This is a genomic window from Pseudomonas brassicacearum, assembly GCF_918698105.1.
GTDB classification, from domain to species: Bacteria; Pseudomonadota; Gammaproteobacteria; order Pseudomonadales; family Pseudomonadaceae; genus Aquipseudomonas; species Aquipseudomonas brassicacearum_F.
This window is the reverse complement of sequence record NZ_CAKKMI010000033.1, coordinates 24,836-51,403: the sequence shown is the minus strand read 5'-3', so window position 1 is coordinate 51,403 and position 26,568 is coordinate 24,836. Positions and strand designations below refer to the sequence as shown.

The window sequence follows — 26,568 nt, the reverse complement described above, 5'->3', positions numbered from 1 at the left end:
TGGCTCCATGGCAATCAGCCCTCGAGCTTGCTTTTGAGCAGTTCGTTGACCTGTTGCGGGTTGGCCTTGCCCTTGGAGGCTTTCATGGCCTGGCCGACGAAGAAGCCGAACATCTTGCCGCGCTTGGCTTCGTCTGCCGCACGGTACTGTTCGACCTGCTCGGCATTGGCCGCGAGCATTTCATCGAGCACGGCGGAAATGGCGCCGGTATCGGTGACTTGCTTCAAGCCGCGCTTCTCGATGATCTCGTCGGCGCTGCCTTCACCATTGGCCATGGCTTCGAACACCATCTTGGCGATCTTGCCGGAAATGGTGTTGTCCTTGATCCGCACCAGCATGCCGCCCAGTTGCTCGGCCGAGACCGGCGACTGGTCGATTTCCAGGCCCTGTTTGTTCAACAGGCTGCCCAGTTCCACCATCACCCAGTTGGCCGCCAGCTTGGCGTCGCCGCCGATGCTCACGACTTTCTCGAAGTAATCGGCCTGTTCGCGGCTGGTGGCCAGGACGTTGGCGTCATAGCTCGACAGCCCGAATTGCGCCTGGAAGCGCTCGCGTTTCTGCGGTGGCAGTTCCGGCAGGGTGGCGCGGACCTGGTCGAGGAACGCATTCTCGATGACCACCGGCAGCAGGTCCGGGTCGGGGAAGTAACGGTAGTCGTTGGCTTCTTCCTTGCTGCGCATCGGACGGGTCTCGTCCTTGTTCGGGTCGTACAGGCGGGTCTGCTGGATGACCTTGCCACCGTCCTCGATCAGTTCGATCTGGCGCTGGATCTCGCTGTTGATCGCCTTCTCGATGAAGCGGAACGAGTTGACGTTCTTGATTTCGCAGCGGGTGCCGAATTCGACCTGGCCCTTGGGGCGGATCGAGACGTTGCAGTCGCAGCGCAGCGAGCCTTCGGCCATGTTGCCGTCGCAGATGCCCAGGTAGCGCACCAGCGCATGGATCGCCTTGACGTAGGCCACGGCTTCCTTGGCGCTGCGCATGTCCGGCTCGGAGACGATTTCCAGCAGCGGCGTGCCGGCGCGGTTCAGGTCGATGCCGGTGGCGCCGTTGAATTCTTCGTGCAGGCTCTTGCCGGCGTCTTCTTCCAGGTGCGCCCGGGTGATGCCGACGCGCTTGACCGTGCCATCTTCAAGGGCGATGTCCAGGTGGCCCTTGCCGACGATCGGCAATTCCATCTGGCTGATCTGGTAGCCCTTGGGCAGGTCCGGGTAAAAGTAGTTCTTGCGGGCGAACACGTTGTGCTGGCCGATCTCGGCGTCAATCGCCAGGCCGAACATCACCGCCATGCGCACCGCTTCGGCGTTGAGCACCGGCAGCACGCCGGGCATGCCCAAGTCGACCAGGCTGGCCTGGGTGTTGGGCTCGGAGCCGAACGTGGTGGAGCTACCGGAAAAGATTTTCGACCGGGTGGTGAGCTGGGTATGAATCTCCAGCCCGATCACGACTTCCCATTGCATGTGTTTCTCCTCAGAAGCCGGTTGGGGTGCGGGTGTGCCAGTCAGTGTTCAACTGATACTGGTGCGCCACGTTGAGCAGGCGGCCTTCCTGGAAATACGGCGCGAGCAACTGCACGCCCACCGGCAGGCCATCGACGAAACCGGCCGGCATGGACAGGCCCGGCAAGCCGGCGAGGTTGGCGGTGATGGTGTAGACGTCTTCCAGGTACTCGGCGACCGGGTCACTGTTCTTGGCGCCGAGTTTCCAGGCCGGGTTTGGCGTGGTCGGGCCGAGGATGATGTCGACCTCGTTGAAGGCGGCCATGAAGTCGTTCTTCACCAAGCGGCGGATTTTCTGCGCCTTGAGGTAGTAGGCATCGTAGTAGCCGGCGGACAACGCGTAGGCGCCGACCATGATCCGGCGCTGCACTTCGGCACCGAAGCCTTCGCCACGGGAGCGCTTGTACAGGTCCATCAGGTTTTCCGGGTTCTCGCAGCGATAGCCGAAGCGCACGCCGTCGAAACGCGACAGGTTCGAGGACGCTTCCGCCGGGGCGATCACGTAGTACGCGGGAATCGCGTGCTGCATGTTCGGCAGGCTGATTTCCTTGATGACGGCGCCGAGCTTCTCCAGCGCCTTGACGCTGTTGTGGACCAGTTCGGCGATGCGCGGGTCGAGACCGGCGCTGAAGTATTCCTTCGGCACGCCGATGCGCAGGCCTTGCAGCGAGCCATTGAGGCTGGCGCTGTAGTCCGGCACTGGCTCATCGATGCTGGTGGAGTCGTTCGGGTCGAAGCCGGCCATGCCTTGCAGCAGGATCGCGCAGTCTTCGGCGGTGCGGGCCAGCGGGCCACCCTGGTCGAGGCTGGAGGCGTAGGCGATCATGCCCCAGCGCGAGACGCGGCCGTAGGTCGGCTTCAGGCCAGTGAGGTTGGTGAACGCCGCCGGCTGGCGAATCGAGCCACCGGTGTCGGTGGCCGTGGCCGCCGGCAACAGGCGCGCGGCCACGGCGGCGGCGGAACCACCGGACGAGCCGCCCGGTACGTGTTCCAGGTTCCACGGGTTTTTCACCGCGCCGTAGTAGCTCGACTCGTTGGCCGAGCCCATGGCGAATTCGTCCATGTTGGTCTTGCCCAGGGTCACGGTGCCGGCGGCGGCCAGCTTGGCGACCACGGTGGCATCGTACGGGGCCTTGAAGTTGTCGAGCATCTTCGAGCCGCAGCTGGTACGGATGCCTTGGGTGCAGAACAGGTCTTTGTGGGCAATCGGCGCACCGAGCAGGGCGCCGGTTTCACCGTTGGCGCGCCGGGCGTCCGCGGCCTTGGCCTGGCTCAGGGCCAGCTCCTGGGTGAGGCTGATGAAGCTGTTGAGCTGTGGATCGAGCTGGGCGATGCGCGCCAGCAGGACTTGGGTCAGCTCTTCGGAAGAAAACTTTTTATCGGCGAGTCCGCGGGCGATCTCGGCCAGGGTCATGTGATGCATGAGAGGCTCTTTCCCTTTAGTCGATGACTTTCGGAACCAGGTACAGGCCGTTTTCGACCGCTGGTGCGATGGACTGGTAGGCCTCGCGGTGATTGGACTCGGTCACGACGTCGGCGCGCAGGCGCTGGCTGGCTTCCAGTGGGTGTGCCAGTGGTTCGATACCGTCGGTATTGACCGCCTGCATCTCGTCGACCAGCCCCAGAATGCTGTTCAGGGCAGAAGTGATGTGTGGAAGATCGGCTTCATTGAGGCCCAGACAGGCCAGATGAGCGATTTTTTCCACGTCGGAGCGTTCAAGCGCCATGGGATTCTCCAGTGGAAAACAAAACGGACGCAGTCTGTCCGTGTGTTAGATTGTCGGAACACTACCGCATTTCTACGGGTCTATACCCGCGATTGTGGGGTTTGGTGCACAGAAAAGCGGCCAATTTAACATATTGGCGCCTTGCCCAAAATCCCTGTCGTTGTTAGAGTTTGCCGCACTTTTTTACCCACGCGTTGCCTAGGGTCCCTTTCCCATGTTCAAGAAACTGCGTGGCATGTTTTCCAGCGATCTTTCCATTGACCTGGGCACTGCCAACACCCTTATTTACGTGCGCGAGCGCGGTATCGTCCTGAATGAACCCTCGGTCGTGGCCATCCGCACCCACGGTAACCAGAAAAGTGTCGTGGCTGTCGGTACGGAAGCCAAGCGCATGCTGGGCCGTACACCGGGCAACATCGCGGCCATTCGCCCAATGAAGGACGGCGTGATCGCCGACTTCAGCGTCTGCGAAAAGATGCTGCAGTACTTCATCAACAAGGTTCACGAAAACAGCTTCCTGCAGCCCAGCCCTCGTGTGCTGATCTGCGTTCCATGCAAGTCCACCCAGGTAGAGCGACGCGCTATCCGTGAATCGGCCCTCGGCGCCGGTGCCCGTGAAGTGTTCCTGATCGAAGAGCCAATGGCTGCTGCCATCGGTGCCGGCCTGCCGGTGGAAGAGGCCCGCGGCTCGATGGTCGTCGACATCGGTGGTGGTACCACTGAAATCGCGCTGATTTCCCTCAACGGTGTGGTCTACGCCGAATCCGTACGTGTGGGCGGCGACCGTTTCGACGAAGCGATCATCACCTACGTGCGTCGCAACTACGGCAGCCTGATCGGCGAATCCACCGCCGAGCGCATCAAGCAGGAAATCGGCACGGCCTACCCAGGCGGTGAAGTGCGTGAAGTCGACGTGCGCGGTCGCAACCTGGCCGAAGGCGTTCCACGGGCCTTTACCCTCAACTCCAACGAAGTGCTCGAAGCGCTGCAAGAGTCGCTGGCGACCATCGTCCAGGCCGTCAAGAGCGCCCTGGAGCAGTCGCCGCCGGAGCTGGCGTCGGACATCGCCGAGCGCGGCCTGGTGTTGACCGGTGGTGGCGCGCTGCTGCGTGACCTCGACAAGCTGCTGGCCCAGGAAACCGGGCTGCCGGTGATTGTTGCCGAAGACCCGTTGACCTGTGTTGCACGCGGCGGTGGCCGTGCATTGGAAATGATGGACAAGCACACCATGGACCTGCTCTCCAGCGAATAAGTTGGCTGGATCGTCTATGTTGTTCGCTCCCGGGCAGCACTTTGCAGTGCTGCCCGTTGGCGTTTATCTTCTGTCATTCGTATCCAGGCCGGTTTGATGCCGTATGAATAAAGAAAACATTTGCCTGGGAGGAGCGGCCTATTAAACCGCTTTTCGCCAAAGGCCCCTCATTGGGTGTGCGCCTGCTGGTGCTGACCGTGCTCTCGGTCGCGCTGATGGTGGTCGATGCCCGCTTCACGCTGCTCAAGCCTGTACGCAGCCAGATGTCGCTGGTGTTGATGGAGTCCTACTGGATCACCGACCTGCCGCAGCGCTTGTGGCAAGGTGTGGCCAGCCAGTTTGGCAGCCGGACCGAGCTGGTCGCCGAAAACGAAAAACTCAAGACCGAAAACCTGCTGTTGCAGGGGCGCATGCAGAAGCTGGCGGCCCTCACCGAGCAGAACGTGCGGCTGCGCGAGTTGCTCAATTCTTCGGCGCTGGTCAACGAGAAGGTCGAAGTGGCCGAGTTGATCGGCATGGACCCCAACCCCTTCACCCACCGCATCATCATCAACAAGGGCGAGCGCGACGGCGTCGTCCTCGGCCAGCCGGTGCTCGATGCCCGGGGCCTGATGGGCCAGGTGGTGGAGCTGATGCCCTACACCTCCCGGGTGTTGCTGCTGACCGATACCACCCACAGCATTCCCGTGCAGGTCAATCGCAACGGCTTGCGCGCGATTGCCAGCGGCACCGGCAACCCGGAACGCCTGGAACTGCGCCACGTGGCCGATACCGCCGATATCAAGGAAGGCGACCTGCTGGTCAGCTCCGGTCTTGGCCAGCGCTTCCCGGCCGGTTATCCAGTGGCGACGGTCAAGGAAGTCATCCATGACTCCGGCCAGCCGTTTGCCATCGTTCGCGCGGTGCCGACGGCTGCATTGAATCGCAGCCGCTACCTGCTGCTGGTATTCAGCGACAACCGGACGCCCGAAGAGCGTGCCAACGACGCCGCCGTGGCCCAGGAAGCCCAGGACCGGCAGGGCGCCGAGTCGGCTGCCCCGGCGACAGCAGCGCCGGCGCCTGTTCCTGCCACGGTGCCAAAACCACCAGTGCCTGCACCCGCGACGACGGTTCCGGCCACCACGCCGGCGGCAACCCCGGCCACCGCACCCGCCGCGCCTGCTGTGAAACCGACCCGCTCGGCCACCCACGCGCCCGCCGCGCAGCCTGCTCAGCCAGGCCGGCCCGCCGCCAAGCCGCCAGCCTCCACGCCGGCCACCGCGCCAGCCCCCAGGGGAGCACGAGAAGAATGAGCAGTACCCAATCCGGTAACGGCTGGATGGTCTGGCTGACCTTCGCCATCGGCCTGTTGCTCAGCGTTTCGCCGCTGCCGCAGTTCATGGAAATCCTGCGCCCACTGTGGCTGGCCCTGTTGCTGGCTTTCTGGGCGCTGGCCTTGCCGCACAAGGTCGGCATGGTCACCGCCTGGTGCCTGGGCCTGGCCGAGGACGTGCTGTATGGCACGTTGCTGGGGCAGAACGCGCTGATCCTGACGCTGATCACCTTCCTGGTGCTGTCGCTGCAACAACGCCTGCGGATGTTCCCCATGTGGCAGCAGTGCCTGGTGATCCTGGTGATCTTCGGCCTGGCACAACTGGTGCAATTGTGGCTCAGCGCGCTGACCGGCAATCGCCAGCCGACCCTGGCGCTGGTCTTGCCTGCCTTGGTCAGTGCCCTGCTCTGGCCATGGGTCAGCTTCGGTTTGCGTGGCCTGCGCCTGCGTTTCAAAATCAACTGATTCGCTCAGGATATCGACACTTTTTTTGATGACTTACATCCCTGTGGCGAGGGAGCTTGCTCCCGCTGGGCTGCGTAGCGGCCCCGATTTTTACGGTCGCTACGCAACCGAGCGGGAGCAAGCTCCCTCGCCACAAAAGCTGTTTGCCTTTGGAAGTCTGTGCTTTGAGCGGGAGATGTCTTGATGAAACCGCTTTACCTCGCCTCAGGCTCGCCGCGTCGGCGTGAACTGCTCACGCAGATCGGCGTGCCCTTTACCGCCGTCGGCGCGGACATCGACGAAACTCCCCTGGACCACGAAACCCCGTCGGCCTATGTCGAGCGCTTGGCGCGCGGCAAGGCCGAGGCGGGTCGGCGAGCCCTGGACGCCGGCGTGGATGGCTGCGTGTTGGGCGCCGATACGGCTGTGGTACTGGACGGACTCATTCTCGGTAAGCCCGTGGACCAGGCCGATTCCATGACGATGCTCTTGAGCCTGTCCGGTCGTGAACATGAGGTATTGACCGCCATTGCCCTGATGGATGGGCAGCGTTGCGAATCCCGGGTTGTGCGCAGCCGGGTACGTTTTCGTTCGATCACGAAACAGGAAGCGGCGACCTACTGGGCCAGTGGCGAACCCCGGGACAAGGCCGGCGGCTATGGTATCCAGGGGCTGGGCGCGGTGTTCGTTGCCGGGCTTGAAGGCAGTTATTCAGCCGTGGTCGGCCTGCCGCTGTGCGAAACCGCAGAACTACTGGGCCATTTCGGCATACCCTGTTGGCAAACCTTGAGCGCGCGCTGAGCGCCGTCTGACTTGATGCGGCCATAATCGTGAACATGCCTGAACGAGACCCTGCCATGAGTGAAGAGATTCTGATCAACATCACGCCGATGGAATCGCGCGTGGCGGTGGTTGAAAACGGTGTTCTGCAAGAGGTCCACGTCGAGCGCACGCAAAAGCGTGGCATCGTCGGCAATATCTATAAAGGCAAGGTGGTGCGGGTGCTGCCGGGCATGCAGGCGGCCTTCGTCGACATCGGCCTGGACCGCGCGGCATTCATCCATGCGTCGGAAATTTCCATGCGCGAAGGGCCGGCCGTGGAGAGCATCAGCGCGCTGGTGCATGAAGGTCAGAGCCTGGTGGTGCAGGTCACCAAGGACCCCATCGGCTCCAAGGGCGCGCGCCTGACCACGCAACTGTCGATTCCGTCGCGCTACCTGGTGTACATGCCGCGCACCGCCCACGTCGGCATTTCCCTGAAGATCGAAGACGAAGCCGAGCGCGAGCGCCTCAAGCAGGTGGTCAGCGACTGCGTGGAAAAAGAAGGCATCAAGGAAGCCGGTGGTTTTATCCTGCGCACCGCCGCCGAAGGGGCCGGGGCCGATGAGATCCTCATGGACATCCGCTACCTGCGCAGGCTCTGGGACCAGATCGCCGCGCAGATCAAGACCATTGCCACCCCCAGCGTGATCTACGAAGACCTGGGCCTGGCGCTGCGGACCTTGCGCGACCTGGTCAGCCCCAAGATCGAGAAAATCCGCATCGACTCCCGGGAAACTTTCCAGAAGACCACGCAGTTCGTCGCCGAACTGATGCCGGAAATCGCCGACCGCCTCGAGCATTATCCTGGCGAACGGCCGATTTTCGACCTGTACGGCGTCGAAGATGAAATCCAGAAGGCCCTGGAGCGCAAGGTGCCGCTCAAGTCCGGCGGCTACCTGGTGGTGGATCCGGCCGAGGCCATGAGCACCATCGACGTCAACACCGGGGCGTTCGTCGGCCATCGCAACCTGGAAGAAACCATCTTCAAGACCAACCTGGAAGCCGCCACCGCCATTGCCCGGCAACTGCGCCTGCGCAACCTGGGTGGGATCATCATCATCGACTTCATCGACATGGAAGATGAAGAGCACCAGCGCCAGGTGCTGCGGACCCTGGAAAAACAACTCGAACGCGACCACGCCAAGACCAACATCATCGGTATCACCGAGCTGGGCCTGGTGCAGATGACCCGCAAGCGCACCCGCGAAAGCCTCGAACAGGTGCTGTGCGAGCCGTGCAGCAGTTGCCAGGGCCGTGGCAAGCTCAAGACCCCGGAAACCGTGTGTTACGAAATCTTCCGGGAAATCCTCCGGGAGGCGCGCGCCTATCAGGCGACTGGCTATAGAGTGTTGGCGAACCAGAAAGTGGTGGATCGCCTGCTCGACGAGGAGTCAGGCAATGTCGCGGAGCTGGAAGCGTTTATCGGACGCACGATTCGCTTCCAGGTGGAAACCATGTATTCCCAGGAACAATACGACGTGGTGTTGCTCTGAAGAGCTTGGGAAGCGGCGGGCCCGCGGATTTGATTATCTTTGCCAGGGGAGCCCACTGACATGGAGCGTCTGACACGCATTTTGGCGGCGGTGACTCGCTGGGGGCTGGGGTTGTGCGCGCTGCTGCTGGTGCTGCTGGCGTTGTACGTCAGCCTCGGTCGCGAGCTGACCCCGCTGGTGGCCGAATACCGCGCCGAGGTCGAGGCCCGGGCCAGCGTCGCCTTGGGCAGGCCTGTGCACATCGGAAGCCTCGACGGTAGCTGGAGCGCCCTGGCGCCGATCCTGGCGGCGCGGGACGTGGTGGTCGGCGAAGGCCCCAATGCCTTGCACCTGGATCAGGTGCGGGCCGTGCCTGACCTGTGGGACAGCCTGCTGGCACGTCAGGTGCGCATTGCCCACCTGGAAGTCAGCGGCCTGAAGATCAGCCTCAAGGAGGGCGCCGACGGCAAGTGGGCCCTGGAAGGCCTGCCGGTGCAGGACGATCAACCCCTCGATCCGCAGCAACTGCTCGAACGTATGCAGGTGGTTTCCAAGTTCTCGCTGCTCGACAGCCAGGTGACCTTGCAGCCCCTTGAGCAACCACCGCTGACCCTCACCTACGTCGGTTTGAGCCTGCGCACCGGCGCCACCCGCCAACGGCTGGACGTGCGCTTGACCCTGCCTGACGGTCAGCCGGTGGCGATCAACCTGCGCACCCGTGTCCGCGCCAGCGACTGGAAGAATGGCCAGGCCGATGCGTACCTGAGCCTGCCGCAAAGCGACTGGTCCAAATGGCTGCCCAAACGCCTGACCCAGCAATGGAATTTTTCCCGGATCAAGGCCGGTGGCGAGTTCTGGCTGAGTTGGGGGGACGGCACGGTGCAAAGCGCCGCCATGCGCTTGAATGCTCCTGACATCCTGGGTGGCTACGCCGAGCGCAAGCCGGTGCAGATCCATAACCTGGCGCTCAATGGGTATTTCCAGCGTGGCGACCAGGGATTTACCGCAACCTTCGATTCCCTGGCGATGAACCTGGGCGAAACCCGCTGGGAATCACGCCTGCAACTGCAACAGAGTGCTGCCACCGAACAGGCCGAGGAGCGCTGGCACCTGCAGGCCGACCGCCTCGACTTGACCCCGTTGACGCCTTTGCTCAATGCCCTGGCACCGTTGCCCGAAGGCCTGGCGACGACCATCGCCCGCCTCAAGGTGACCGGCGGCCTGCGCAACGTGCTGCTGGACTACCGGCCACAGAACACCGGTGACCAGAAAATCAGCTTCGCCACCAACCTGGACACCGTGGGCTTTGATGCCTATCGCGGTGCCCCGGCTGCGCGCAATGTCTCGGGGAGCCTGAGCGGCGACCTCGGTGGCGGCGAGCTGCGCATGGACAGCAAGGATTTTTCCCTGCACCTGGACCCGATTTTCGCCAAGCCCTGGCAGTACCTGCAGGCCAACGCCCGGCTGACCTGGAAGCTCGACAAGCAAGGTTTCACCCTGATCGCGCCCTATTTGAAGGTGTTGGGCGAGGAGGGCCGGATTGCCGGCGACTTCCTGATCCGCCTGCATTTCGACCACAGCCAGGAAGACTACATGGACCTGCGGGTCGGCCTGGTGGACGGTGACGGGCGCTACACCGCCAAGTACCTGCCGGCGGTCCTCAGCCCGGCGCTGGATGAGTGGCTGCGCACGGCCATCGTCAAGGGCGCGGTGGACGAGGGCTTCTTCCAGTATCAAGGCTCGCTCAATCACGGTGCGGAGGATGCGGCGCGCAGCATCAGCCTGTTTTTCAAGGTGCATGATGCCGAACTGGCGTTCCAACCGGGCTGGCCTTCGGTCAGCAAGGTCAGCGGCGATGTCTTCGTCGAGGACAGCGGCGTGCGCATCTACGCCAGCCAGGGTCAGCTGCTCCAGACCCAGGTCAAGGATGTGTCGGTGAATATTCCCCATGTACCCAGCGGGCAGAGTTCTCATCTGCTGCTGGACGGCGGGTTCGCCGGCGGACTGGGTGACGGTCTGAAGATCCTCCAGACCGCACCGATCGGGACCGCCGAGACGTTCGCCGGCTGGGAAGGCGAGGGCGACCTGCAAGGCAGCGTGAAGCTCGACATCCCCCTGGTCAAAGGCGAGCAACCGAAGATCCTGGTGGACTTCGCCACCGACAAGGCCCGTCTCAAGCTCAGCGAGCCGGCGCTGGAGCTGACCCAACTCAAGGGCGATTTCCGCTTCGATAGCAACAAGGGCTTGAGCGGCAAGGGCATCAGTGCCCGGGCATTCGACCGGCCCGTGACCGCGCAGATTTTCGCCGAGGGCCGCGCTGGTGCGCTCAACACCCGGGTCACCGCGTCCGGGCAGGTGGAGGTCAAGAAACTCACCAGTTGGCTGAATGTCACCCAGCCATTGCCGGTATCCGGTGTCGTGCCCTACCAGTTGCAAGTGATCCTCGACGGTGCCGACAGCCAGTTGTCGGTCAGTTCCAACCTCAAGGGCGTGGCGGTGGACTTGCCGGCACCCTTCGGCATGGCTGCCGATGTCGGGCGCGACACGCTGTTTCGCATGACCCTGCAAGGGCCGGAGCGGCGTTATTGGGTCGATTATGGCGACCTGGCCAGTTTCACTTACGCCGCGCCAAGCGGAAACGTCGCCGACGGTCGTGGCGAACTGTTGCTGGGTACCGGCGATGCCGTTCTGCCCGGGGCCAAGGGACTGCGACTGCGCGGCACACTGTCGGAACTGGACGTGAGCCCCTGGCAGGACTTGGTGACCAAATACGCGGGCCAGGATCCGGGCGGCAGTGCCAAGCAACTGCTCAGCAGCGTCGATCTGACGGTCGGCAAGCTCACGGCCATGGGCACGACCCTGGACCAGGCATCGGTGCAACTGGACCGCAAGCCGGACGCCTGGGCCTTGCGGCTCGACAGCCAGCAGGCCAAGGGCAATGTCAGCCTGCCGGATGCGAAGGCCGCCCCGATTGGTATCAAGCTTGATTATGTGCGCCTGCCGGCCACAGACCCGACGGTCCAGGCGGATGAAAACGCTCCGGACCCGTTGGCGTCGGTCGATCCCGGCAAAATCCCGGCGATGGATATTGCCATCGACCAACTGTTCCAGGGTCCTGACCTGATCGGAGCGTGGTCGTTGAAAGTGCGGCCGACCGCCAAGGGCATCGCGCTGAACGATCTGGACATGGGCCTCAAGGGCATGGTGTTGAACGGCAGTGGCGGTTGGGAAGGCGCGCCCGGTTCCACCAGCAGTTGGTACAAGGGCCGTATCAGCGGCAAGAATCTGGGCGACGTGCTCAAGAACTGGGGTTATGCCCCGAGCGTGACCAGCCAGACATTCCGCCTGGATGTCGACGGCCGCTGGCCCGGCTCGCCGGCGTGGGTCGCCACCAAGCGCTTTTCCGGCAGCCTCGATGCGTCGTTGAGCAAGGGCCAGTTTGTCGAAGTGGAAGGCAGCGCCCAGGCGTTGCGGGTATTTGGCCTTCTGAATTTCAACTCCATTGGCCGACGCTTGCGCCTGGACTTCTCCGACCTGTTCGGCAAGGGCCTGAGCTACGACCGGGTCAAAGGGCTGTTGGTGGCGAGCGACGGGGTGTACGTGACCCGCGAGCCCATTACCCTGACCGGGCCGTCGAGCAACCTGGAACTCAACGGCACGCTGGACATGGTCGCCGACCGGGTCGACGCCAAGCTCCTGGTAACGCTGCCGGTGACCAACAACCTGCCAATCGCCGCGCTGATCGTTGGCGCACCGGCGGTGGGTGGGGCGCTGTTTCTGATCGATAAACTGATCGGTGACCGCGTGGCGCGCTTTGCCAGCGTAAGATACGACGTCAAGGGACCGTGGAAAGAGCCGAAGATCACCTTCGACAAGCCATTCTGACAGGTGATGCGATAACCCCTGTGGGAGCGAGCTTGCTCGCGATGAGGCCGGTACATCTAACATGTGTGTTGACTGATACACCGCCATCGCGAGCAAGCTCGCTCCCACAAAGGGCACTGCCAAACAACGGGGAACTGTCATGCCAGTCGCAGTGATTCAAATGGTCAGCCAGAGCGATGTGCTCGCCAACCTGGCCCGTGCCCGCGTGCTGCTGGAGCAGGCTGCGGCAAGCGGCGCCAGGCTGGCCGTGCTGCCGGAGAATTTCGCCGCGATGGGACGGCGGGACATTGCCGATATCGGTCGTGCCGAAGCCTTTGGTCAGGGACCGATCCTGCCCTGGTTGAAACAGGTCGCCCGAGACCTCAAGTTATGGATTGTGGCCGGCACGTTGCCGTTACCACCGGTGGACCAGCCCGAGGCTAGGTCCCATGCCTGTTCGTTGCTGGTCGACGATCAGGGCCAGATCGTGGCGCGCTACGACAAGCTGCACCTGTTCGATGTGGATGTGGCGGACAATCGCGGGCGCTATCGCGAGTCGGATGACTATGCTTATGGCGCTAACGTGGTGGTTGCCGATACCCCCGTGGGCCGGGTGGGCCTGACGGTCTGTTACGACTTGCGATTCCCGGAGCTCTACAGCGAGCTGCGGGCTGCCGGGGCCGAACTGATCACGGCGCCGTCGGCGTTTACCGCAGTAACCGGCGCGGCCCATTGGGACGTGCTGATTCGCGCCCGGGCCATCGAGACCCAGTGCTACGTGCTGGCGGCCGCCCAGGGCGGCGTGCATCCGGGGCCGCGGGAGACCTTTGGCCATGCCGCGATTGTCGACCCGTGGGGCCGTGTGCTGGCACAACAGGATCAAGGTGAGGCCGTGCTGCTGGCCGAGCGCGACAGCAGCGAACAGGCGTCCATCCGGGCGCGCATGCCGGTGGCTAGCCATCGGCGCTTTTTCTCGCAGGGCGCTCGACAGCGGCCTGTCCAAGACGACGAATTCAAGGCGTAAATCATATGAGCGGGTTGTTGTCCTCAGTCAGTGAACACCTTCTAGCCCCCGGCGGCGTGACCCTCGACAGCCTGCAAGGCGTGCTGGGCGACCTGGCCGGCCCGGGCATCGATGCGGCCGACCTGTATTTCCAGGGGCAGATCTCCGAGTCCTGGTCGCTGGAAGACGGCATCGTCAAGGAAGGCAGTTTCAACCTTGACCAGGGCGTGGGCGTGCGCGCCCAGTCCGGTGAAAAGACCGGTTTTGCCTACAGCAACGCCATCACCCTCGAAGCCCTTGGCGCTGCGGCCCGTGCGGCCCGCTCGATCTCCCGCGCCGGGCAGAACGGCACGGTCCAGGCGTTCAGCAGCCAGGACGTGGCGCAGTTGTATGCGCCGGATAACCCGCTGGAAGTCATGAGCCGCGCCGAGAAAGTCGAGCTGCTCAAGCGCATCGATGTCGCCACTCGCGCCCTCGACCCGCGCATCCAGCAGGTGTCGGTCAGCATGGCCGGGGTCTGGGAACGGATCCTGGTGGCGTCCACCGACGGCGGCCTGGCGGCGGACGTGCGGCCGCTGGTGCGGTTCAACGTCAGCGTGATCGTCGAGCAGAACGGTCGCCGCGAACGCGGCGGCCATGGCGGCGGCGGGCGCACCGACTACCGTTATTTCCTCAGCGAAGACCGCGCCATGGGCTACGCCCGCGAAGCGCTGCGCCAGGCGCTGGTCAACCTGGAGGCCATTCCGGCCCCAGCCGGTACGTTGCCGGTGGTGCTGGGGTCCGGTTGGTCCGGCGTGCTGCTGCACGAAGCAGTCGGCCACGGCCTGGAAGGCGATTTCAACCGCAAGGGCAGCTCGGCCTACAGTGGGCGCATGGGGGAAATGGTCGCCTCGAAACTCTGCACCATTGTCGATGACGGCACCCTGGCCGGGCGTCGTGGCTCCCTGAGCGTCGACGATGAAGGCACCCCGACCGAATGCACCACCCTGATCGAGAACGGCGTGCTCAAGGGCTACATGCAAGACAAGCTCAATGCCCGGCTGATGGGCGTGGCCCGTACAGGCAACGGTCGTCGTGAATCCTACGCGCACCTGCCGATGCCGCGCATGACCAACACCTACATGCTCGGTGGCCAAAGCGATCCGGCGGAAATCATCGCCTCGGTGAAAAAAGGCATCTATTGCGCGAACCTCGGCGGCGGCCAGGTGGACATCACCAGCGGCAAGTTCGTGTTCTCCACCAGCGAGGCCTACCTGATCGAAGACGGCAAGATCACCGCACCGGTCAAGGGCGCGACCCTGATCGGCAACGGGCCGGAGGCGATGAGCAAGGTGTCGATGGTCGGTAACGACCTGGCGCTGGACAGCGGTGTGGGCACGTGCGGCAAGGATGGGCAATCGGTGCCGGTGGGCGTTGGCCAGCCGACCCTGAAGATCGATGCGATTACCGTGGGTGGCACGGGCGCTTAAGGATGTACACGATCCATGTAGAAGCTGTGTAGGAGCTGTGTAGGAGCTGTCGAGTGCAACGAGGCTGCGATCTTTCCCCAGACACTTGGGTCCCAAGCGAAAGAGCGAAAGATCAAAAGATCGCAGCCTGCGGCAGCTCCTACAGAGCGGATGGAACTCAGCGCAGGCCGCGTTGGGTTTCGTCCAGCTCACGGATGTACTTGAAGATTTTACGGCTCGAGGCCGGTGGCTTGTTCTGCGCCAGTTCGTGCTGGGCCTGACGGATCAGGGAGCGCAATTGCTGACGATCAGCCTCGGGGTAGTCGATGACGAATTTTTCCAGGGTGCCGTCGTCGCCTGCGATCAAGCGATCGCGCCAGCGCTCCAGGTTGTGGAAACGTTCGTTGTACTGCCGGGTGGAGGCATCGAGTTGATCGAGCAGGACCAGGATGGCGTCAGTGTCCTGATCGCGCATCAGTTTGCCGATGAATTGCAGGTGCCGTTTACGCGCGATATTCGCGGTGTGCTTGGGCGCATCGGCCAGTGCCCGGCGCAAGGCGTCGGTCAATGGCAGTTTTGCCAGCAAGTCAGGCTTGAGTGTTGTCAGGCGCTCGCCGAGGTCAACCAGAGCATGCAGCTCGCGTTTGACCTGGGATTTGCTTTTTTCACCCTCGTAGAGGGAGTCGTCGTAAGAATCAACCATGGTGGCAGTCCGCAAAGAAACGCCGCCATGATAACCAGTCGGGGGCCGCTTGTCCGGCCCGGTCGCTCGAAGGCCATCACCGAAAGCAGAATTTGAGTGGAGAACACCATGAGTGCAGTTCAAAGCGTCGGCCCGCAAGCATTGCCGGCACTGCAGGAACAAGTCGAGCAGATCCTTGCCGAGGCCAAGCGCCAGGGCGCCAGTGCCTGTGAAGTGGCGGTGTCCCTGGAACAGGGCCTGTCGACATCGGTGCGCCAGCGCGAGGTGGAAACCGTCGAATTCAATCGCGACCAGGGCTTTGGCATCACCTTGTACGTGGGCCAGCGCAAGGGCTCGGCCAGCACTTCGGCGAGCGGCCCGGAGGCCATTCGCGAAACCGTTGCCGCGGCACTGGCGATTGCCAAGCACACCTCCGAAGACGAAGCCTCGGGCCTGGCCGATGCCGCGCTGATGTGCAAGGAGCTGCGCGACTTCGACCTGTTCCACGCCTGGGACATCACCCCCGAGCAGGCCATCGAACAGGCACTGCGTTGCGAAGCCGCGGCATTCGAAGCTGACAGCCGGATCAAGAACGCCGACGGCACGACGCTCAATACCCACCAGGGCTGCCGGGTCTATGGCAACAGCCACGGTTTCATCGGCGGTTATGCATCGACCCGCCACAGTCTCAGTTGCGTGATGATCGCCGAAGCCAACGGCCAGATGCAGCGCGATTACTGGTACGACGTAAACCGCCAGGGCACCTTGCTGGCGGACCCGGTGAGCATTGGCCAGAAAGCCGCGCAACGGGCGGCCAGCCGCCTGGGCGCGCGGCCGGTGCCGACCTGCGAAGTGCCGGTGCTGTTTTCGGCCGAGCTGGCCGGTGGCTTGTTTGGCAGCTTCCTGTCGGCGGTGTCCGGCGGCAACCTGTACCGCAAGTCGTCGTTCCTCGAGGGCGCGCTGGGCCAGAAACTGTTCCCGGAGTGGATGACCATCGACGAGCGTCCGCACCTGATGCAGGCCATGGGCAGCTCCGCGTTCGACGGCGATGGCCTGGCTACCTACGCCAAGCCGTTCGTGGAAAACGGCGAGTTGGTGTCCTACATCCTCGGCACCTATTCGGGTCGCAAGCTCGGCATGCCGAGCACCGCCAATGCCGGCGGCGTGCATAACCTGTTCGTGACCCATGGCGAAGAAGACCAGGCCGCCTTGCTGCGACGCATGGGCCGGGGCCTGCTGGTGACCGAACTGATGGGCCACGGCCTGAACATGGTCACCGGAGACTATTCCCGTGGCGCGGCGGGTTTCTGGGTCGAGAACGGCGAGATCCAGTTCCCAGTCCAGGAAGTGACCATCGCCGGGAACATGCGCGACATGTTCAAGCAGATCGTGGCCGTGGGCAACGATCTGGAATTGCGCAGCAACATCCGCACCGGTTCGGTGTTGATCGAGCGGATGACGGTGGCGGGTAGCTAACGCTCAGCCAGTAAAAAAGGCGCGTCATCTATGTGATGACGCGCCTTTTTTTTTACCCGAAAATCCTGTGGCGAGCGCGCTTTTGTGGCGAGGGAGCTTGCTCCCGCTCGGTTGCGCAGCGACCGTAAGATTTTGGGGTCGCTTCGCGGCCCAGCGGGAGCAAGCTCCCTCGCCACAACAAGCCCGACTCAAGTCCTGGGGCAGTTACTCGCCTTCGTCGAAGTATCGGTTGATCAGGTCCACCAGCGCATCCATCGCTTCCTGCGCCTGTTCACCTTCGGTGCTTAGATGGATCTTGGTGCCCTTGCCGGCGGCGAGCATCATCATCGCCATGATGCTTTTACCGTCGACCGCAGTTTCGGGTGTGCGGCCAACCCTGATGGTAGTGTCTTTGAACTGGCCCGCGACGCCGACGAACTTGGCCGACGCTCGGGCATGCAAACCCAGCTTGTTGATGATTTCAATTTCCTGAGCAGGCATCGCGATGTGAATCCTTTAGCTGAGGTCGCGGTGGCGAACCTGGACGTTCTTCAGGGATTGTTGCAGGAGTTGACCCAGGCGTTCGGTCAGGTAGACGGAGCGGTGATGGCCGCCAGTACAACCGATGGCGATCGTGACATAGGCGCGGTTGCTCGCGGCAAAGCGGGGCAGCCATTTGAGCAGGTAGCTGGAGATGTCCTGGTACATTTCCTCGACATCCGGCTGGGCGGCCAGGTAGTCGATCACCGGTTGGTCGAGCCCGGACTGCTCGCGCAATTCCGGTTTCCAGTAAGGATTGGGCAGGCAGCGCACATCGAACACCAAGTCGGCGTCTACGGGCATGCCACGCTTGAAACCGAACGACTCCACCAGGAACGCCGTGCCCGGCTCAGGCTGGTTGAGCAGGCGCAGCTTGATCGTGTCGCGCAACTGATACAGGTTCAGGTGCGTGGTGTTGACCTTCAGGTCCGCCAGGTCGGCAATCGGCCCCAGTAGCTGGCTTTCATCCTCGATGGCTTCGGCCAGGGAGCGGTTGGCATTGCTCAGCGGGTGACGCCGGCGGGTTTCGGAGAAACGCTTGAGCAGTGTTTCTTCATCGGCATCCAGGTACAGCACGTCGCACTGGATATGCCGGCTGCGCACTTCCTCGAGCAGTTCAGGAAAACGCGACAGGTGGCTTGGCAGGTTACGCGCATCGATGGACACCGCCACCAGTGGTTGCGCCAGTTCGGTGTGGATCAGGGCGCGCTCGGCCAGTTCCGGCAACAGGCCGGCGGGCAAATTGTCGATGCAATAGTAGCCGCTGTCCTCAAGCACGGCGAGGGCCGTGCTTTTACCGGAGCCGGAGCGGCCACTGACAATGATCATGCGCATGTTTAATGACCGTTCTGCTCGTCCAGGACTACCTGGTACAGAGCTTCGTTACTCGCTGCGCTGCGCAGTTTTTCGCGCACTTCCTTGCGGTCCAGCATGCTGGCAATCTGGCGCAGCAGCTCAAGGTGCGCATCGGTCGCCGCTTCCGGTACCAGCAATACAAACAGCAGGTCGACCGGAGCGCCGTCGATGGCGTCGAAATCTATGGCGGTTTCAAGGTGCAACAGCGCGCTGATCGGCGTGGTACAACCCTTGAGACGGCAATGGGGAATGGCGATGCCGTTGCCAAAACCGGTGGAACCGAGTTTTTCACGGGCAATCAGGGCCTCGAAGACGTCCTGCATTTCCAGATCCGGCACCTCGCGGTGGATCAGGTTGGCAATTTGCTCGAGGGCTTTCTTTTTACTGCCGCCCGGCGCGTTCACTTGGGAACGGCCGGGGGTCAGGATGGTTTCTAGTCGGATCATGGATTGGGGGGGTTAACGACCGGTCGCGCCCTGGAGGAGGCTCTGGGTCTTTTCCTTATGCTTTTTGAGTTGGCGATCCAGCTTGTCGGTCAGCAGGTCAATCGCGGCATACATGTCTGTGTGCTCTGCGTTGGCAACCACTTCTCCGCCGGGGATATGCAGCGTGGCTTCGATTTTCTGCAGCAGCTTCTCGACGTTCATCGTGACTTGCACGTTGGTGATCTTGTCGAAATGCCTCTCCAATCGTTCGAGTTTTTCGCCGATGTAGGTGCGCAGGGGTTCGGTCACTTCCAGTTGGTGTCCACTGATGTTGACTTGCATACAGCTTCTCCTTCGTTGCCAGTGCATAAAGCGGCAGGCAGAAATACCTGCCACTGGAACGCTGTGGCGTGGCCTGTTACATCAACCGCTTGCGTTCGCTCGAAGGCGCGATCCCGAGGGATTCGCGGTATTTGGCGACGGTACGGCGGGCCACCTGAATGCCTTGTGCCTCCAGTAAACCAGCGATCTTGCTGTCACTCAACGGCTTTTTCTGATTTTCCGCGGCCACCAGTTTTTTGATGATCGCGCGGATGGCCGTGGACGAGCATTCGCCGCCTTCGGAGGTGCTGACATGGCTGGAGAAAAAGTATTTCAATTCATAGATACCCCGAGGGGTATGCATGAATTTCTGGGTGGTTACCCGGGAAATCGTCGACTCGTGCATGCCCACTGCCTCGGCAATGTCATGCAGGACCAACGGTTTCATCGCTTCGTCGCCGTACTCCAGGAAGCCGCGCTGATGCTCGACAATCTGGGTGGCCACTTTCATCAGGGTTTCGTTGCGGCTTTGCAGGCTCTTGATGAACCAGCGCGCTTCCTGCAACTGGTTGCGCATGAAGGTGTTGTCGGCGCTGGTGTCGGCGCGTTTCACAAAGCCGGCGTACTGGGCGTTGACCCGCAGCTTGGGCACCGACTCCTGGTTGAGTTCCACCAGCCAGCGATCATTGTGCTTGCGCACGATCACGTCGGGGACCACATATTCGGGCTCGGTGGATTCGATCTGCGAACCGGGGCGCGGATTGAGGCTCTGCACCAGTTCGATGACCTGGCGCAGCTCATCTTCCTTGAGCTTCATGCGACGCATCAGCTGGCTGTAGTCGCGGCCGCCCAGCAGGTCGATGTAATCGGTGACCAGCCGCTTGGCTTCGGCCAGCCACGGTGTCTTGGCGGACAACTGGCGCAGTTGCAGCAACAGGCACTCGCCCAGGTTGCGGGCGCCGATGCCGGCCGGTTCGAACTGCTGGATACGATGGAGGACGGCTTCGATCTCGTCCAGCTCGATGTCGAGCTCGGGGTCGAAGGCTTCCAGGATTTCTTCGAGCGTCTCGTCCAGATAGCCCTGGTTGTTGATGCAATCGATCAGGGTCACGGCGATCAGGCGATCGGTGTCGGACATCGGCGCCAGGTTCAACTGCCACAGCAGGTGGCTTTGCAGGCTTTCGCCGGCAGAGGTGCGGGTGGTGAAGTCCCACTCGTCGTCATCGCTGCTCGGCAGGCTGCTGGCGCTGGTCTGGTAGACGTCTTCCCAGGCCGTGTCCACGGGCAGTTCGTTGGGAATGCGTTCGTTCCATTCGCCATCCTCCAGGTTGTCCACCGTCGGGGCGGTTTCCTGGTAGGCCGGTTCCGGAATTTCGGTGTTGGTCTTCTGCTCGACGTTGTCGGCCAGCGGGTCGGTATTGTCGAAGTCGTCGCCTTCTTCCTGGCGTTCGAGCATCGGATTGGACTCCAGGGCCTCCTGGATTTCCTGTTGCAGGTCCAGGGTCGACAATTGGAGCAGGCGGATGGCCTGTTGCAGCTGCGGTGTCATCGTCAGCTGCTGGCCCATTCTCAAGACTAGCGATGGTTTCATGGCAGGGGCTTAACACCTTATTCGCCGGCGCACATGCGCCATCCACTACAGGGCGCCGAGGCGCCAAACTTAAGCAAATTATATGCCTGAAACCGAAGTGTTTGCCTAGAGCGTCGCCATAATAAAATTAAACGACGCCCGGGCAATTCGCCAGACACGTGTGCTTACAGGCGGAACTCGTGGCCCAGGTACACTTCCTTGACCAGGTCGTTAGCCAGGATCGCGGCGGAATCACCTTCGGCGATCAATTGGCCGTCATTGACAATGTAGGCGGTTTCACAGATATCCAGCGTCTCGCGCACGTTGTGGTCGGTGATCAGCACGCCGATCCCCTTGGCCTTGAGGTGATGGATGATCTGCTTGATGTCACCCACCGAGATGGGGTCCACGCCGGCGAACGGTTCGTCGAGCAGGATGAACTTCGGTGCGGTGGCCAGTGCGCGGGCGATTTCCACGCGGCGCCGCTCACCACCGGACAGGCTCATGCCAAGGTTGTCGCGAATGTGGCTGATGTGGAATTCCTGCAGCAGGCTTTCCAGCTCCTGGCGGCGACCGGCCTTGTCGAGTTCCTTGCGAGTCTCGAGGATCGCCATGATGTTGTCGGCAACCGACAGTTTGCGGAAGATCGACGCTTCTTGCGGCAAATAGCCGATACCTGCCTTCGCCCGGCCGTGCATCGGCTGGTGGCTGACATCCAGGTCATCGATCAGTACGCGACCCTGGTCGGCCTGGACCAGGCCGACGATCATGTAGAAACAAGTGGTCTTGCCCGCGCCGTTGGGGCCGAGCAGGCCGACGATCTGGCCGCTGTCGATGGACAGGCTGACATCACGCACGACTTGACGGCTCTTGTAGCTCTTGGCCAGATGCTGAGCTTTCAGAGTTGCCATTACTGGGCCTTCTGCTCGTCGGTTTTCTTTTTCGGTTGGATCACCATGTCGATCCGCGGACGCTGCTCGGTCACCTTGCTGCCGGTGGCGCGACCGGCGGTGGCGAGTTTCTTGACGGTGTCGTAGACGATTTTCTCGCCCTGGGTGACGTTGTTGTCCTTGTCGACGACCTTGGCGCGGTCGATCAGGACCACGCGATCCTTGGAGGCGTGGTATTGAATGGTTACCCCATAGCCCTGAACTGGCTTGGTATCGCCTGCGGTTTGCAGTTGCTCGAAATAGGCCAGGTTGCCCACCGAGGTCACCACGTCGATGTCGCCGGCCGGGGTGCGGGTGATGGTCACGGTATTGCCGGTGACCTTCATCGAGCCCTGGGTGATGATCACGTCGCCTTTATAGGTGGCGACGCCATTCTTGTCGTCGAGCTGGGCATCGTCGGCCTGGATGCGGATAGGCTGGTCGCGGTCGGCGGGAAGAGCCCAGGCGCTCGCGCTTCCCAGTGCTGCGCCCAGACTGAGCAAAATAGGGAGGGTTTTAGCGAGCTTCATACTGTCCTCTTACGTTCGATAGCAGGTGTATCCTGCTTTCCTTCAAATACGCTTTCATTCCCGTGCCGGTCGACACACCCCCGGCGCCGTCGATTCTAACGGGTTGCTCGGTCTGCGCATATTCTTGCTGTGGGAACACGGTCATGCGCGTGCTGGTGATGATGGTCGTGCGGTTTTTCTCGTCGGTTCGGGCGACGCGCACCGAGTCGATCAGTTCCACTTCGGTGCCGCCGGAATTGACTTCGGCGTGCTCGCTCTGTACGTGCCACGGAAATTCGGTGCCGCGGAACATGTTCAGGTCGGGCTTGGTGACCAGCGTAATGTCAGTGGCTTTTACGTGGTCGACCTTGTCGGACGTCATCTCGTATTGCACTTTGCCGTCGGGCAGGTACTGCAGGGTATGCGTGTTGGTCGCGTACCAGTCGATCTTTTCCTCGATCTGGGCCGCAGGCTGGTCGAGAAACCGTTCGGGGCTGATGTTCCAGTAGCCCACCGCGGCAAAAATCGCCGCGATACAGCCGAACACCACGATGGTGCGAATCTTCTTGCTCAGCATAAATGGCTCACAGGTAGGCGGCGTTGGCCGCTTCGAGGCGGCCCTGGGCGCGCAGGATCAGTTCACAGAATTCGCGGGCGGCACCTTCGCCACCTCGCGCCGTGGTGACGCCGTGGGCATGCTCGCGCACGAAGCTGGCCGCGTTGGCGACCGCCATGCCCAGGCCGACCCGGCGAATCACCGGCAGGTCTGGCAGGTCGTCGCCGAGGTAGGCCACCTGTTCATAGCTTAGGTTGAGTTGACCCAGAAGCTCGTCCAGCACCACCAGTTTGTCTTCGCGCCCCTGGTAAAGGTGCGGGATGCCGAGGTTCTTCGCGCGCCGCTCGACCACTGGGGTCTTGCGCCCGCTGATGATAGCGGTCTGCACGCCGGCGGCCATCAACATCTTGATGCCTTGGCCGTCGAGGGTGTTGAACGTCTTGAACTCGCTGCCGTCTTCAAGGAAGTACAGGCGACCGTCGGTCAGCACGCCGTCGACATCGAACACCGCCAGCTTGATGGCTTGGCCGCGTTGCAACAGGTCTGTGTTCATTTACATGACTCCCGCACGCAGCAAATCGTGCATGTTCAGGGCGCCCACCGGACGGTCTTCGTCGTCGACGACCACCAGGGCGCTGATCTTGTGGTCTTCCATGATTTTCAGGGCTTCGGCGGCGAGCATCTCGGCGCGGGCGGTCTTGCCGTGGGGCGTCATGACTTGCTCGATGGTCGCGCTGTGGATGTCGATGGTGCGGTCCAGGGTGCGGCGCAGGTCGCCGTCGGTGAAGATCCCGGCGAGCTTGCCGTCGGCCTCCAGGACCACTGTCATGCCCAGCCCCTTGCGGGTCATCTCCATGAGCGCGTCCTTGAGCAGCGTGCCGCGCAGCACTTGCGGCAACTCCTGGCCGGCGTGCATCACGTTTTCGACTTTCAGCAGCAGGCGACGACCGAGGGCGCCACCGGGGTGGGAAAAGGCGAAGTCTTCCGCGGTGAAGCCGCGGGCTTCCAGCAGCGCCACGGCCAGGGCGTCGCCCATGACCAGGGCTGCGGTGGTGGAAGAGGTCGGTGCCAGGTTCAGCGGGCAGGCTTCGTGTTCGACATGAACATTGAGGTTCACTTCGGCGGCCTTGGCCAGCGGCGAGTCCGGGTTGCCGGTCATGCTGATCAACTGGATGCCCAGGCGCTTGATCAGCGGCAGCAACGTGATGATCTCATTGGTGGAGCCGGAGTTGGACAGGGCCAGGATGACGTCGTCCCGGGTGATCATGCCCATGTCTCCGTGGCTGGCTTCGGCCGGATGGACAAAAAAGGCCGTGGTGCCGGTGCTGGCGAGGGTGGCGGCGATCTTGTTGCCGATGTGCCCGGACTTGCCCATGCCGACCACGACCACGCGGCCTTTGCTGGCCAGAATCATCTCGCAGGCGCGTACGAAATCAGCGTCGATATGGGGCACCAAGCCTTGTACGGCTTCGAGCTCGAGGCGGATGGTACGTTGTGCCGATTGAATCAGGTCGCTGGATTGGCTCATGTCAGAAATCGTATAGCCCGATGAAAAGGCGGCGATTATAGCGGCAATGAACAATTCCCTCACGTAAGTTCGTCATGCTTTGTTCGCGGGGCCGCAAGGTTCGACATAAAATGTGGCTTTTTACCTTAAGCCAGGCTTAACAGGCGGGGTGTCGGCCTTGGGCGCTTGGCTGTTGCAGTGATATAGTTCGCCGCCGGTTCGCATGCCCGGCGGTACCGGCGCTTGTCGGCTGCCCTGGGCATTCGAATGTGAGGCTGATCGCAAGGAGTTTAGATGAGTGCCGACAACGCCTACGCGGTCGAGCTGAAGGGACTGTCCTTCAAGCGAGGGACGCGCAGCATTTTCAATGACATCGATATTCGCATTCCACGCGGCAAGGTCACCGGCATCATGGGGCCTTCCGGGTGTGGCAAGACCACGCTGCTGCGTCTGATCGGGGCACAATTGCGCCCCAGCGCCGGCGAAGTCTGGGTCAATGGTCAGAATCTACCCGAGTTGTCTCGTAGCGACCTGTTCGATGCGCGCAAGCACATGGGCGTGCTGTTCCAGAGTGGCGCGCTGTTTACCGATCTCGATGTGTTCGAGAACGTGGCGTTCCCATTGCGGGTCCATACCGAGCTGCCGGAAGAGATGATCCGCGACATCGTCCTGCTCAAGTTGCAGGCCGTTGGGCTGCGGGGCGCCCTCGACCTGATGCCCGACGAGCTGTCCGGCGGCATGAAGCGTCGGGTCGCGTTGGCGCGGGCGATTGCCCTCGATCCGAAGATCCTCATGTACGACGAGCCCTTCGTCGGGCAGGACCCGATCGCCATGGGCGTGCTCGTGCGCCTGATCCGCCTGCTCAACGATGCGCTGGGCATCACCAGCATCGTGGTTTCCCACGACCTGGCCGAAACCGCCAGCATTGCCGACTACATCTATGTAGTCGGTGATACCCAGGTGCTGGGGCAGGGTACGCCCCGGGAACTGATGGATTCGGACAACCCGCGCATTCGCCAATTCATGAAGGGTGATCCGGACGGGCCGGTGGCGTTCCATTTTCCGGCCACGGATTACCGTACCGATCTGCTGGGGAAGCGCTGATGCGCAAGAAATCACTATTGGAAAGAATTCGCCTGTTCGGCCGCTCCGGTATCGATGTGGTGGCTGTGCTGGGTCGTTCCTCGCTGTTTCTGATGCATGCCCTGCTTGGGCGCAACTCCACGGGTGGTGGTTTTAGCCTGCTGGTCAAGCAGTTGCACTCGGTGGGCGTGATGTCCCTGGTGATCATCGTGGTCTCCGGGATCTTCATCGGCATGGTCCTGGCGCTGCAGGGGTTCAACATCTTGTCCAGCTACGGCTCGGAGCAGGCGGTCGGGCAGATGGTTGCGCTGACGCTGCTGCGTGAGCTCGGCCCCGTGGTCACGGCGCTGCTGTTTGCCGGGCGTGCAGGTTCGGCGCTGACGGCCGAAATCGGTAACATGAAGTCCACCGAACAGTTGTCCAGCCTGGAAATGATCGGCGTCGACCCGCTCAAATACATCATTGCCCCGCGCCTGTGGGCCGGTTTCATTTCCCTGCCGGTGCTGGCGATCATTTTCAGCGTCGTGGGGATCTGGGGCGGCTCGTGGGTGGCGGTAGACTGGCTGGGGGTCTATGAAGGTTCCTACTGGTCGAACATGCAAAACAGCGTCGACTTCCTCGACGATGTCCTCAATGGCGTGATCAAAAGTGCCGTGTTCGCTTTCGTCGTGACCTGGATCGCCGTGTTTCAAGGCTATGACTGTGAGCCCACGTCAGAGGGGATCAGCCGTGCCACAACCAAGACCGTGGTGTACGCCTCGCTGGCGGTCCTGGGCCTTGACTTTATTCTGACCGCCTTGATGTTTGGAGATTTCTGATGCAAAACCGCACCCTGGAAATCGGTGTCGGCCTTTTCTTGCTGGCTGGCATCCTGGCTTTGCTGCTGCTGGCCCTGCGGGTCAGTGGGCTGGCGCCGACGGCAAGCACCGATACTTATAAACTTTATGCAAACTTTGACAATATCGCCGGTTTGACGGTCAGAGCCAAAGTGACCATGGCCGGTGTCACCATCGGCAAGGTCACGGCCATCGATCTGAATCGCGAGGATTTCACCGGTCGGGTGACGCTGCAGTTGGAAAAGCGCGTGGACAACCTGCCGACTGATTCCACTGCATCTATCCTCACGGCTGGGCTGTTGGGTGAGAAATACATTGGCATCAGCGTGGGCGGGGAAGACACCGTGCTCAAGGACGGTGGCGTCATCCACGACACGCAATCGTCCCTGGTGCTCGAGGACCTGATCGGTAAATTCCTGCTCAATACCGTTAGCAAAGACGCCAAATGAGGAGCTTT

Annotated in this window: 26 protein-coding genes; 12 read left to right on the top strand and 14 right to left on the bottom strand. The window is 62.2% G+C overall.

Going from position 1 to position 26,568, the window contains the following annotated elements; translation table 11 throughout:
* Positions 1 to 14: 14 nt before the first annotated feature.
* Genes gatB through gatC form a run of 3 tightly spaced genes read right to left on the bottom strand, consistent with a single transcriptional unit; the run spans position 15 to position 3,226 of the window.
* The gene (gatB, locus tag LQ215_RS15130) at positions 15 to 1,460 is read right to left on the bottom strand and encodes an Asp-tRNA(Asn)/Glu-tRNA(Gln) amidotransferase subunit GatB (RefSeq protein WP_230150989.1); all 1,446 of its coding nucleotides are present in this window, start codon (positions 1,458 to 1,460) and stop codon (positions 15 to 17) included.
* Positions 1,461 to 1,470: 10 nt separating this feature from the next.
* Positions 1,471 to 2,922, bottom strand: coding sequence for an Asp-tRNA(Asn)/Glu-tRNA(Gln) amidotransferase subunit GatA (gene gatA, locus LQ215_RS15125; protein WP_230150988.1), 1,452 nt, complete (start codon positions 2,920 to 2,922; stop codon positions 1,471 to 1,473).
* A gap of 16 nt (positions 2,923 to 2,938) precedes the next feature.
* Positions 2,939 to 3,226 carry an Asp-tRNA(Asn)/Glu-tRNA(Gln) amidotransferase subunit GatC gene (gatC, locus tag LQ215_RS15120; RefSeq protein ID WP_003197816.1) on the bottom strand — a complete coding sequence of 96 codons (288 nt, stop codon included), beginning with the start codon at positions 3,224 to 3,226 and terminating at the stop codon, positions 2,939 to 2,941.
* Positions 3,227 to 3,440: 214 nt separating this feature from the next.
* Here gatC and mreB point away from each other — a divergent pair, with 214 nt between their 5' ends.
* The 8 genes from mreB to tldD all read left to right on the top strand — a co-directional run bounded on the left by mreB (position 3,441) and on the right by tldD (position 14,864).
* Complete coding sequence (gene mreB / locus LQ215_RS15115; RefSeq protein WP_002555108.1) at positions 3,441 to 4,478, top strand: rod shape-determining protein MreB; 1,038 nt, start codon at positions 3,441 to 3,443, stop codon at positions 4,476 to 4,478.
* A 140-nt stretch (positions 4,479 to 4,618) separates the two neighbouring features.
* Complete coding sequence (gene mreC / locus LQ215_RS15110) at positions 4,619 to 5,770, top strand: rod shape-determining protein MreC (protein WP_290369121.1); 1,152 nt, start codon at positions 4,619 to 4,621, stop codon at positions 5,768 to 5,770.
* Positions 5,767 to 6,255, top strand: a complete 489-nt coding sequence (mreD, locus tag LQ215_RS15105; RefSeq protein ID WP_003197820.1) for a rod shape-determining protein MreD — start codon at positions 5,767 to 5,769, stop codon at positions 6,253 to 6,255. Before mreC ends, mreD begins: the two co-directional genes overlap by 4 nt.
* A gap of 183 nt (positions 6,256 to 6,438) precedes the next feature.
* The gene (locus tag LQ215_RS15100) at positions 6,439 to 7,035 is read left to right on the top strand and encodes a Maf family protein (protein WP_230150985.1); all 597 of its coding nucleotides are present in this window, start codon (positions 6,439 to 6,441) and stop codon (positions 7,033 to 7,035) included.
* Between the two features lie 56 nt (positions 7,036 to 7,091).
* The gene (gene rng, locus LQ215_RS15095; protein WP_018613976.1) at positions 7,092 to 8,549 is read left to right on the top strand and encodes a ribonuclease G; all 1,458 of its coding nucleotides are present in this window, start codon (positions 7,092 to 7,094) and stop codon (positions 8,547 to 8,549) included.
* Positions 8,550 to 8,609: 60 nt separating this feature from the next.
* Positions 8,610 to 12,413, top strand: coding sequence for a YhdP family protein (locus LQ215_RS15090; RefSeq protein ID WP_230150982.1), 3,804 nt, complete (start codon positions 8,610 to 8,612; stop codon positions 12,411 to 12,413).
* A gap of 139 nt (positions 12,414 to 12,552) precedes the next feature.
* Positions 12,553 to 13,416 carry a carbon-nitrogen hydrolase family protein gene (locus LQ215_RS15085; RefSeq protein WP_230150979.1) on the top strand — a complete coding sequence of 288 codons (864 nt, stop codon included), beginning with the start codon at positions 12,553 to 12,555 and terminating at the stop codon, positions 13,414 to 13,416.
* Positions 13,417 to 13,421: 5 nt separating this feature from the next.
* Complete coding sequence (tldD, locus tag LQ215_RS15080; protein WP_053118465.1) at positions 13,422 to 14,864, top strand: metalloprotease TldD; 1,443 nt, start codon at positions 13,422 to 13,424, stop codon at positions 14,862 to 14,864.
* A 157-nt stretch (positions 14,865 to 15,021) separates the two neighbouring features.
* On the opposite strand, the gene yjgA is transcribed toward tldD, so the two are convergent.
* Complete coding sequence (yjgA, locus tag LQ215_RS15075; RefSeq protein WP_014336624.1) at positions 15,022 to 15,546, bottom strand: ribosome biogenesis factor YjgA; 525 nt, start codon at positions 15,544 to 15,546, stop codon at positions 15,022 to 15,024.
* Positions 15,547 to 15,654: 108 nt separating this feature from the next.
* Here yjgA and pmbA point away from each other — a divergent pair, with 108 nt between their 5' ends.
* Positions 15,655 to 17,001 (top strand): metalloprotease PmbA, encoded by a 1,347-nt coding sequence (gene pmbA, locus LQ215_RS15070; protein ID WP_057451544.1) that lies wholly within the window; start codon positions 15,655 to 15,657, stop codon positions 16,999 to 17,001.
* 204 nt (positions 17,002 to 17,205) lie between these two features.
* Here pmbA and LQ215_RS15065 read toward each other — a convergent pair whose 3' ends face one another.
* From LQ215_RS15065 to LQ215_RS15020, 10 genes are all read right to left on the bottom strand, one after another.
* A complete protein-coding gene (locus LQ215_RS15065; RefSeq protein WP_212797529.1) occupies positions 17,206 to 17,481 on the bottom strand; it encodes an HPr family phosphocarrier protein in 276 nt (91 codons plus the stop codon).
* Positions 17,482 to 17,496: 15 nt separating this feature from the next.
* On the bottom strand, positions 17,497 to 18,354 hold the full coding sequence (rapZ, locus tag LQ215_RS15060; RefSeq protein WP_058546616.1) for an RNase adapter RapZ: 858 nt from the start codon (positions 18,352 to 18,354) through the stop codon (positions 17,497 to 17,499).
* A 2-nt stretch (positions 18,355 to 18,356) separates the two neighbouring features.
* Positions 18,357 to 18,821 (bottom strand): PTS IIA-like nitrogen regulatory protein PtsN, encoded by a 465-nt coding sequence (gene ptsN, locus LQ215_RS15055; RefSeq protein ID WP_230150977.1) that lies wholly within the window; start codon positions 18,819 to 18,821, stop codon positions 18,357 to 18,359.
* 12 nt (positions 18,822 to 18,833) lie between these two features.
* On the bottom strand, positions 18,834 to 19,142 hold the full coding sequence (gene hpf / locus LQ215_RS15050; RefSeq protein WP_039010540.1) for a ribosome hibernation-promoting factor, HPF/YfiA family: 309 nt from the start codon (positions 19,140 to 19,142) through the stop codon (positions 18,834 to 18,836).
* Positions 19,143 to 19,218: 76 nt separating this feature from the next.
* Positions 19,219 to 20,712, bottom strand: coding sequence for an RNA polymerase factor sigma-54 (locus LQ215_RS15045; protein ID WP_003197849.1), 1,494 nt, complete (start codon positions 20,710 to 20,712; stop codon positions 19,219 to 19,221).
* Between the two features lie 164 nt (positions 20,713 to 20,876).
* The gene (lptB, locus tag LQ215_RS15040) at positions 20,877 to 21,602 is read right to left on the bottom strand and encodes an LPS export ABC transporter ATP-binding protein (protein WP_018614004.1); all 726 of its coding nucleotides are present in this window, start codon (positions 21,600 to 21,602) and stop codon (positions 20,877 to 20,879) included.
* Positions 21,602 to 22,150 (bottom strand): lipopolysaccharide transport periplasmic protein LptA, encoded by a 549-nt coding sequence (gene lptA, locus LQ215_RS15035; protein ID WP_230150976.1) that lies wholly within the window; start codon positions 22,148 to 22,150, stop codon positions 21,602 to 21,604. Before lptA ends, lptB begins: the two co-directional genes overlap by 1 nt.
* On the bottom strand, positions 22,137 to 22,706 hold the full coding sequence (lptC, locus tag LQ215_RS15030) for an LPS export ABC transporter periplasmic protein LptC (protein ID WP_057451136.1): 570 nt from the start codon (positions 22,704 to 22,706) through the stop codon (positions 22,137 to 22,139). The genes lptA and lptC overlap by 14 nt, the downstream gene beginning before the upstream one ends.
* Positions 22,707 to 22,713: 7 nt before the next feature.
* The gene (locus LQ215_RS15025) at positions 22,714 to 23,238 is read right to left on the bottom strand and encodes a KdsC family phosphatase (RefSeq protein ID WP_014336638.1); all 525 of its coding nucleotides are present in this window, start codon (positions 23,236 to 23,238) and stop codon (positions 22,714 to 22,716) included.
* Positions 23,239 to 24,213 carry a KpsF/GutQ family sugar-phosphate isomerase gene (locus tag LQ215_RS15020; RefSeq protein ID WP_153387659.1) on the bottom strand — a complete coding sequence of 325 codons (975 nt, stop codon included), beginning with the start codon at positions 24,211 to 24,213 and terminating at the stop codon, positions 23,239 to 23,241. It lies immediately after the preceding gene.
* A 273-nt stretch (positions 24,214 to 24,486) separates the two neighbouring features.
* Between LQ215_RS15020 and LQ215_RS15015 the strand changes: the two genes are divergently transcribed.
* From LQ215_RS15015 to mlaD, 3 genes are read left to right on the top strand one after another with little or no spacing between them, the layout of a single operon-like run.
* Positions 24,487 to 25,296 (top strand): ATP-binding cassette domain-containing protein, encoded by an 810-nt coding sequence (locus tag LQ215_RS15015; RefSeq protein ID WP_230150975.1) that lies wholly within the window; start codon positions 24,487 to 24,489, stop codon positions 25,294 to 25,296.
* Positions 25,296 to 26,093: a lipid asymmetry maintenance ABC transporter permease subunit MlaE gene (mlaE, locus tag LQ215_RS15010; protein WP_058546607.1), complete on the top strand. Its 798-nt coding sequence runs from the start codon at positions 25,296 to 25,298 to the stop codon at positions 26,091 to 26,093. The genes LQ215_RS15015 and mlaE overlap by 1 nt, the downstream gene beginning before the upstream one ends.
* Complete coding sequence (gene mlaD / locus LQ215_RS15005; RefSeq protein ID WP_003178020.1) at positions 26,093 to 26,560, top strand: outer membrane lipid asymmetry maintenance protein MlaD; 468 nt, start codon at positions 26,093 to 26,095, stop codon at positions 26,558 to 26,560. The genes mlaE and mlaD overlap by 1 nt, the downstream gene beginning before the upstream one ends.
* Positions 26,561 to 26,568 lie beyond the last annotated feature (8 nt).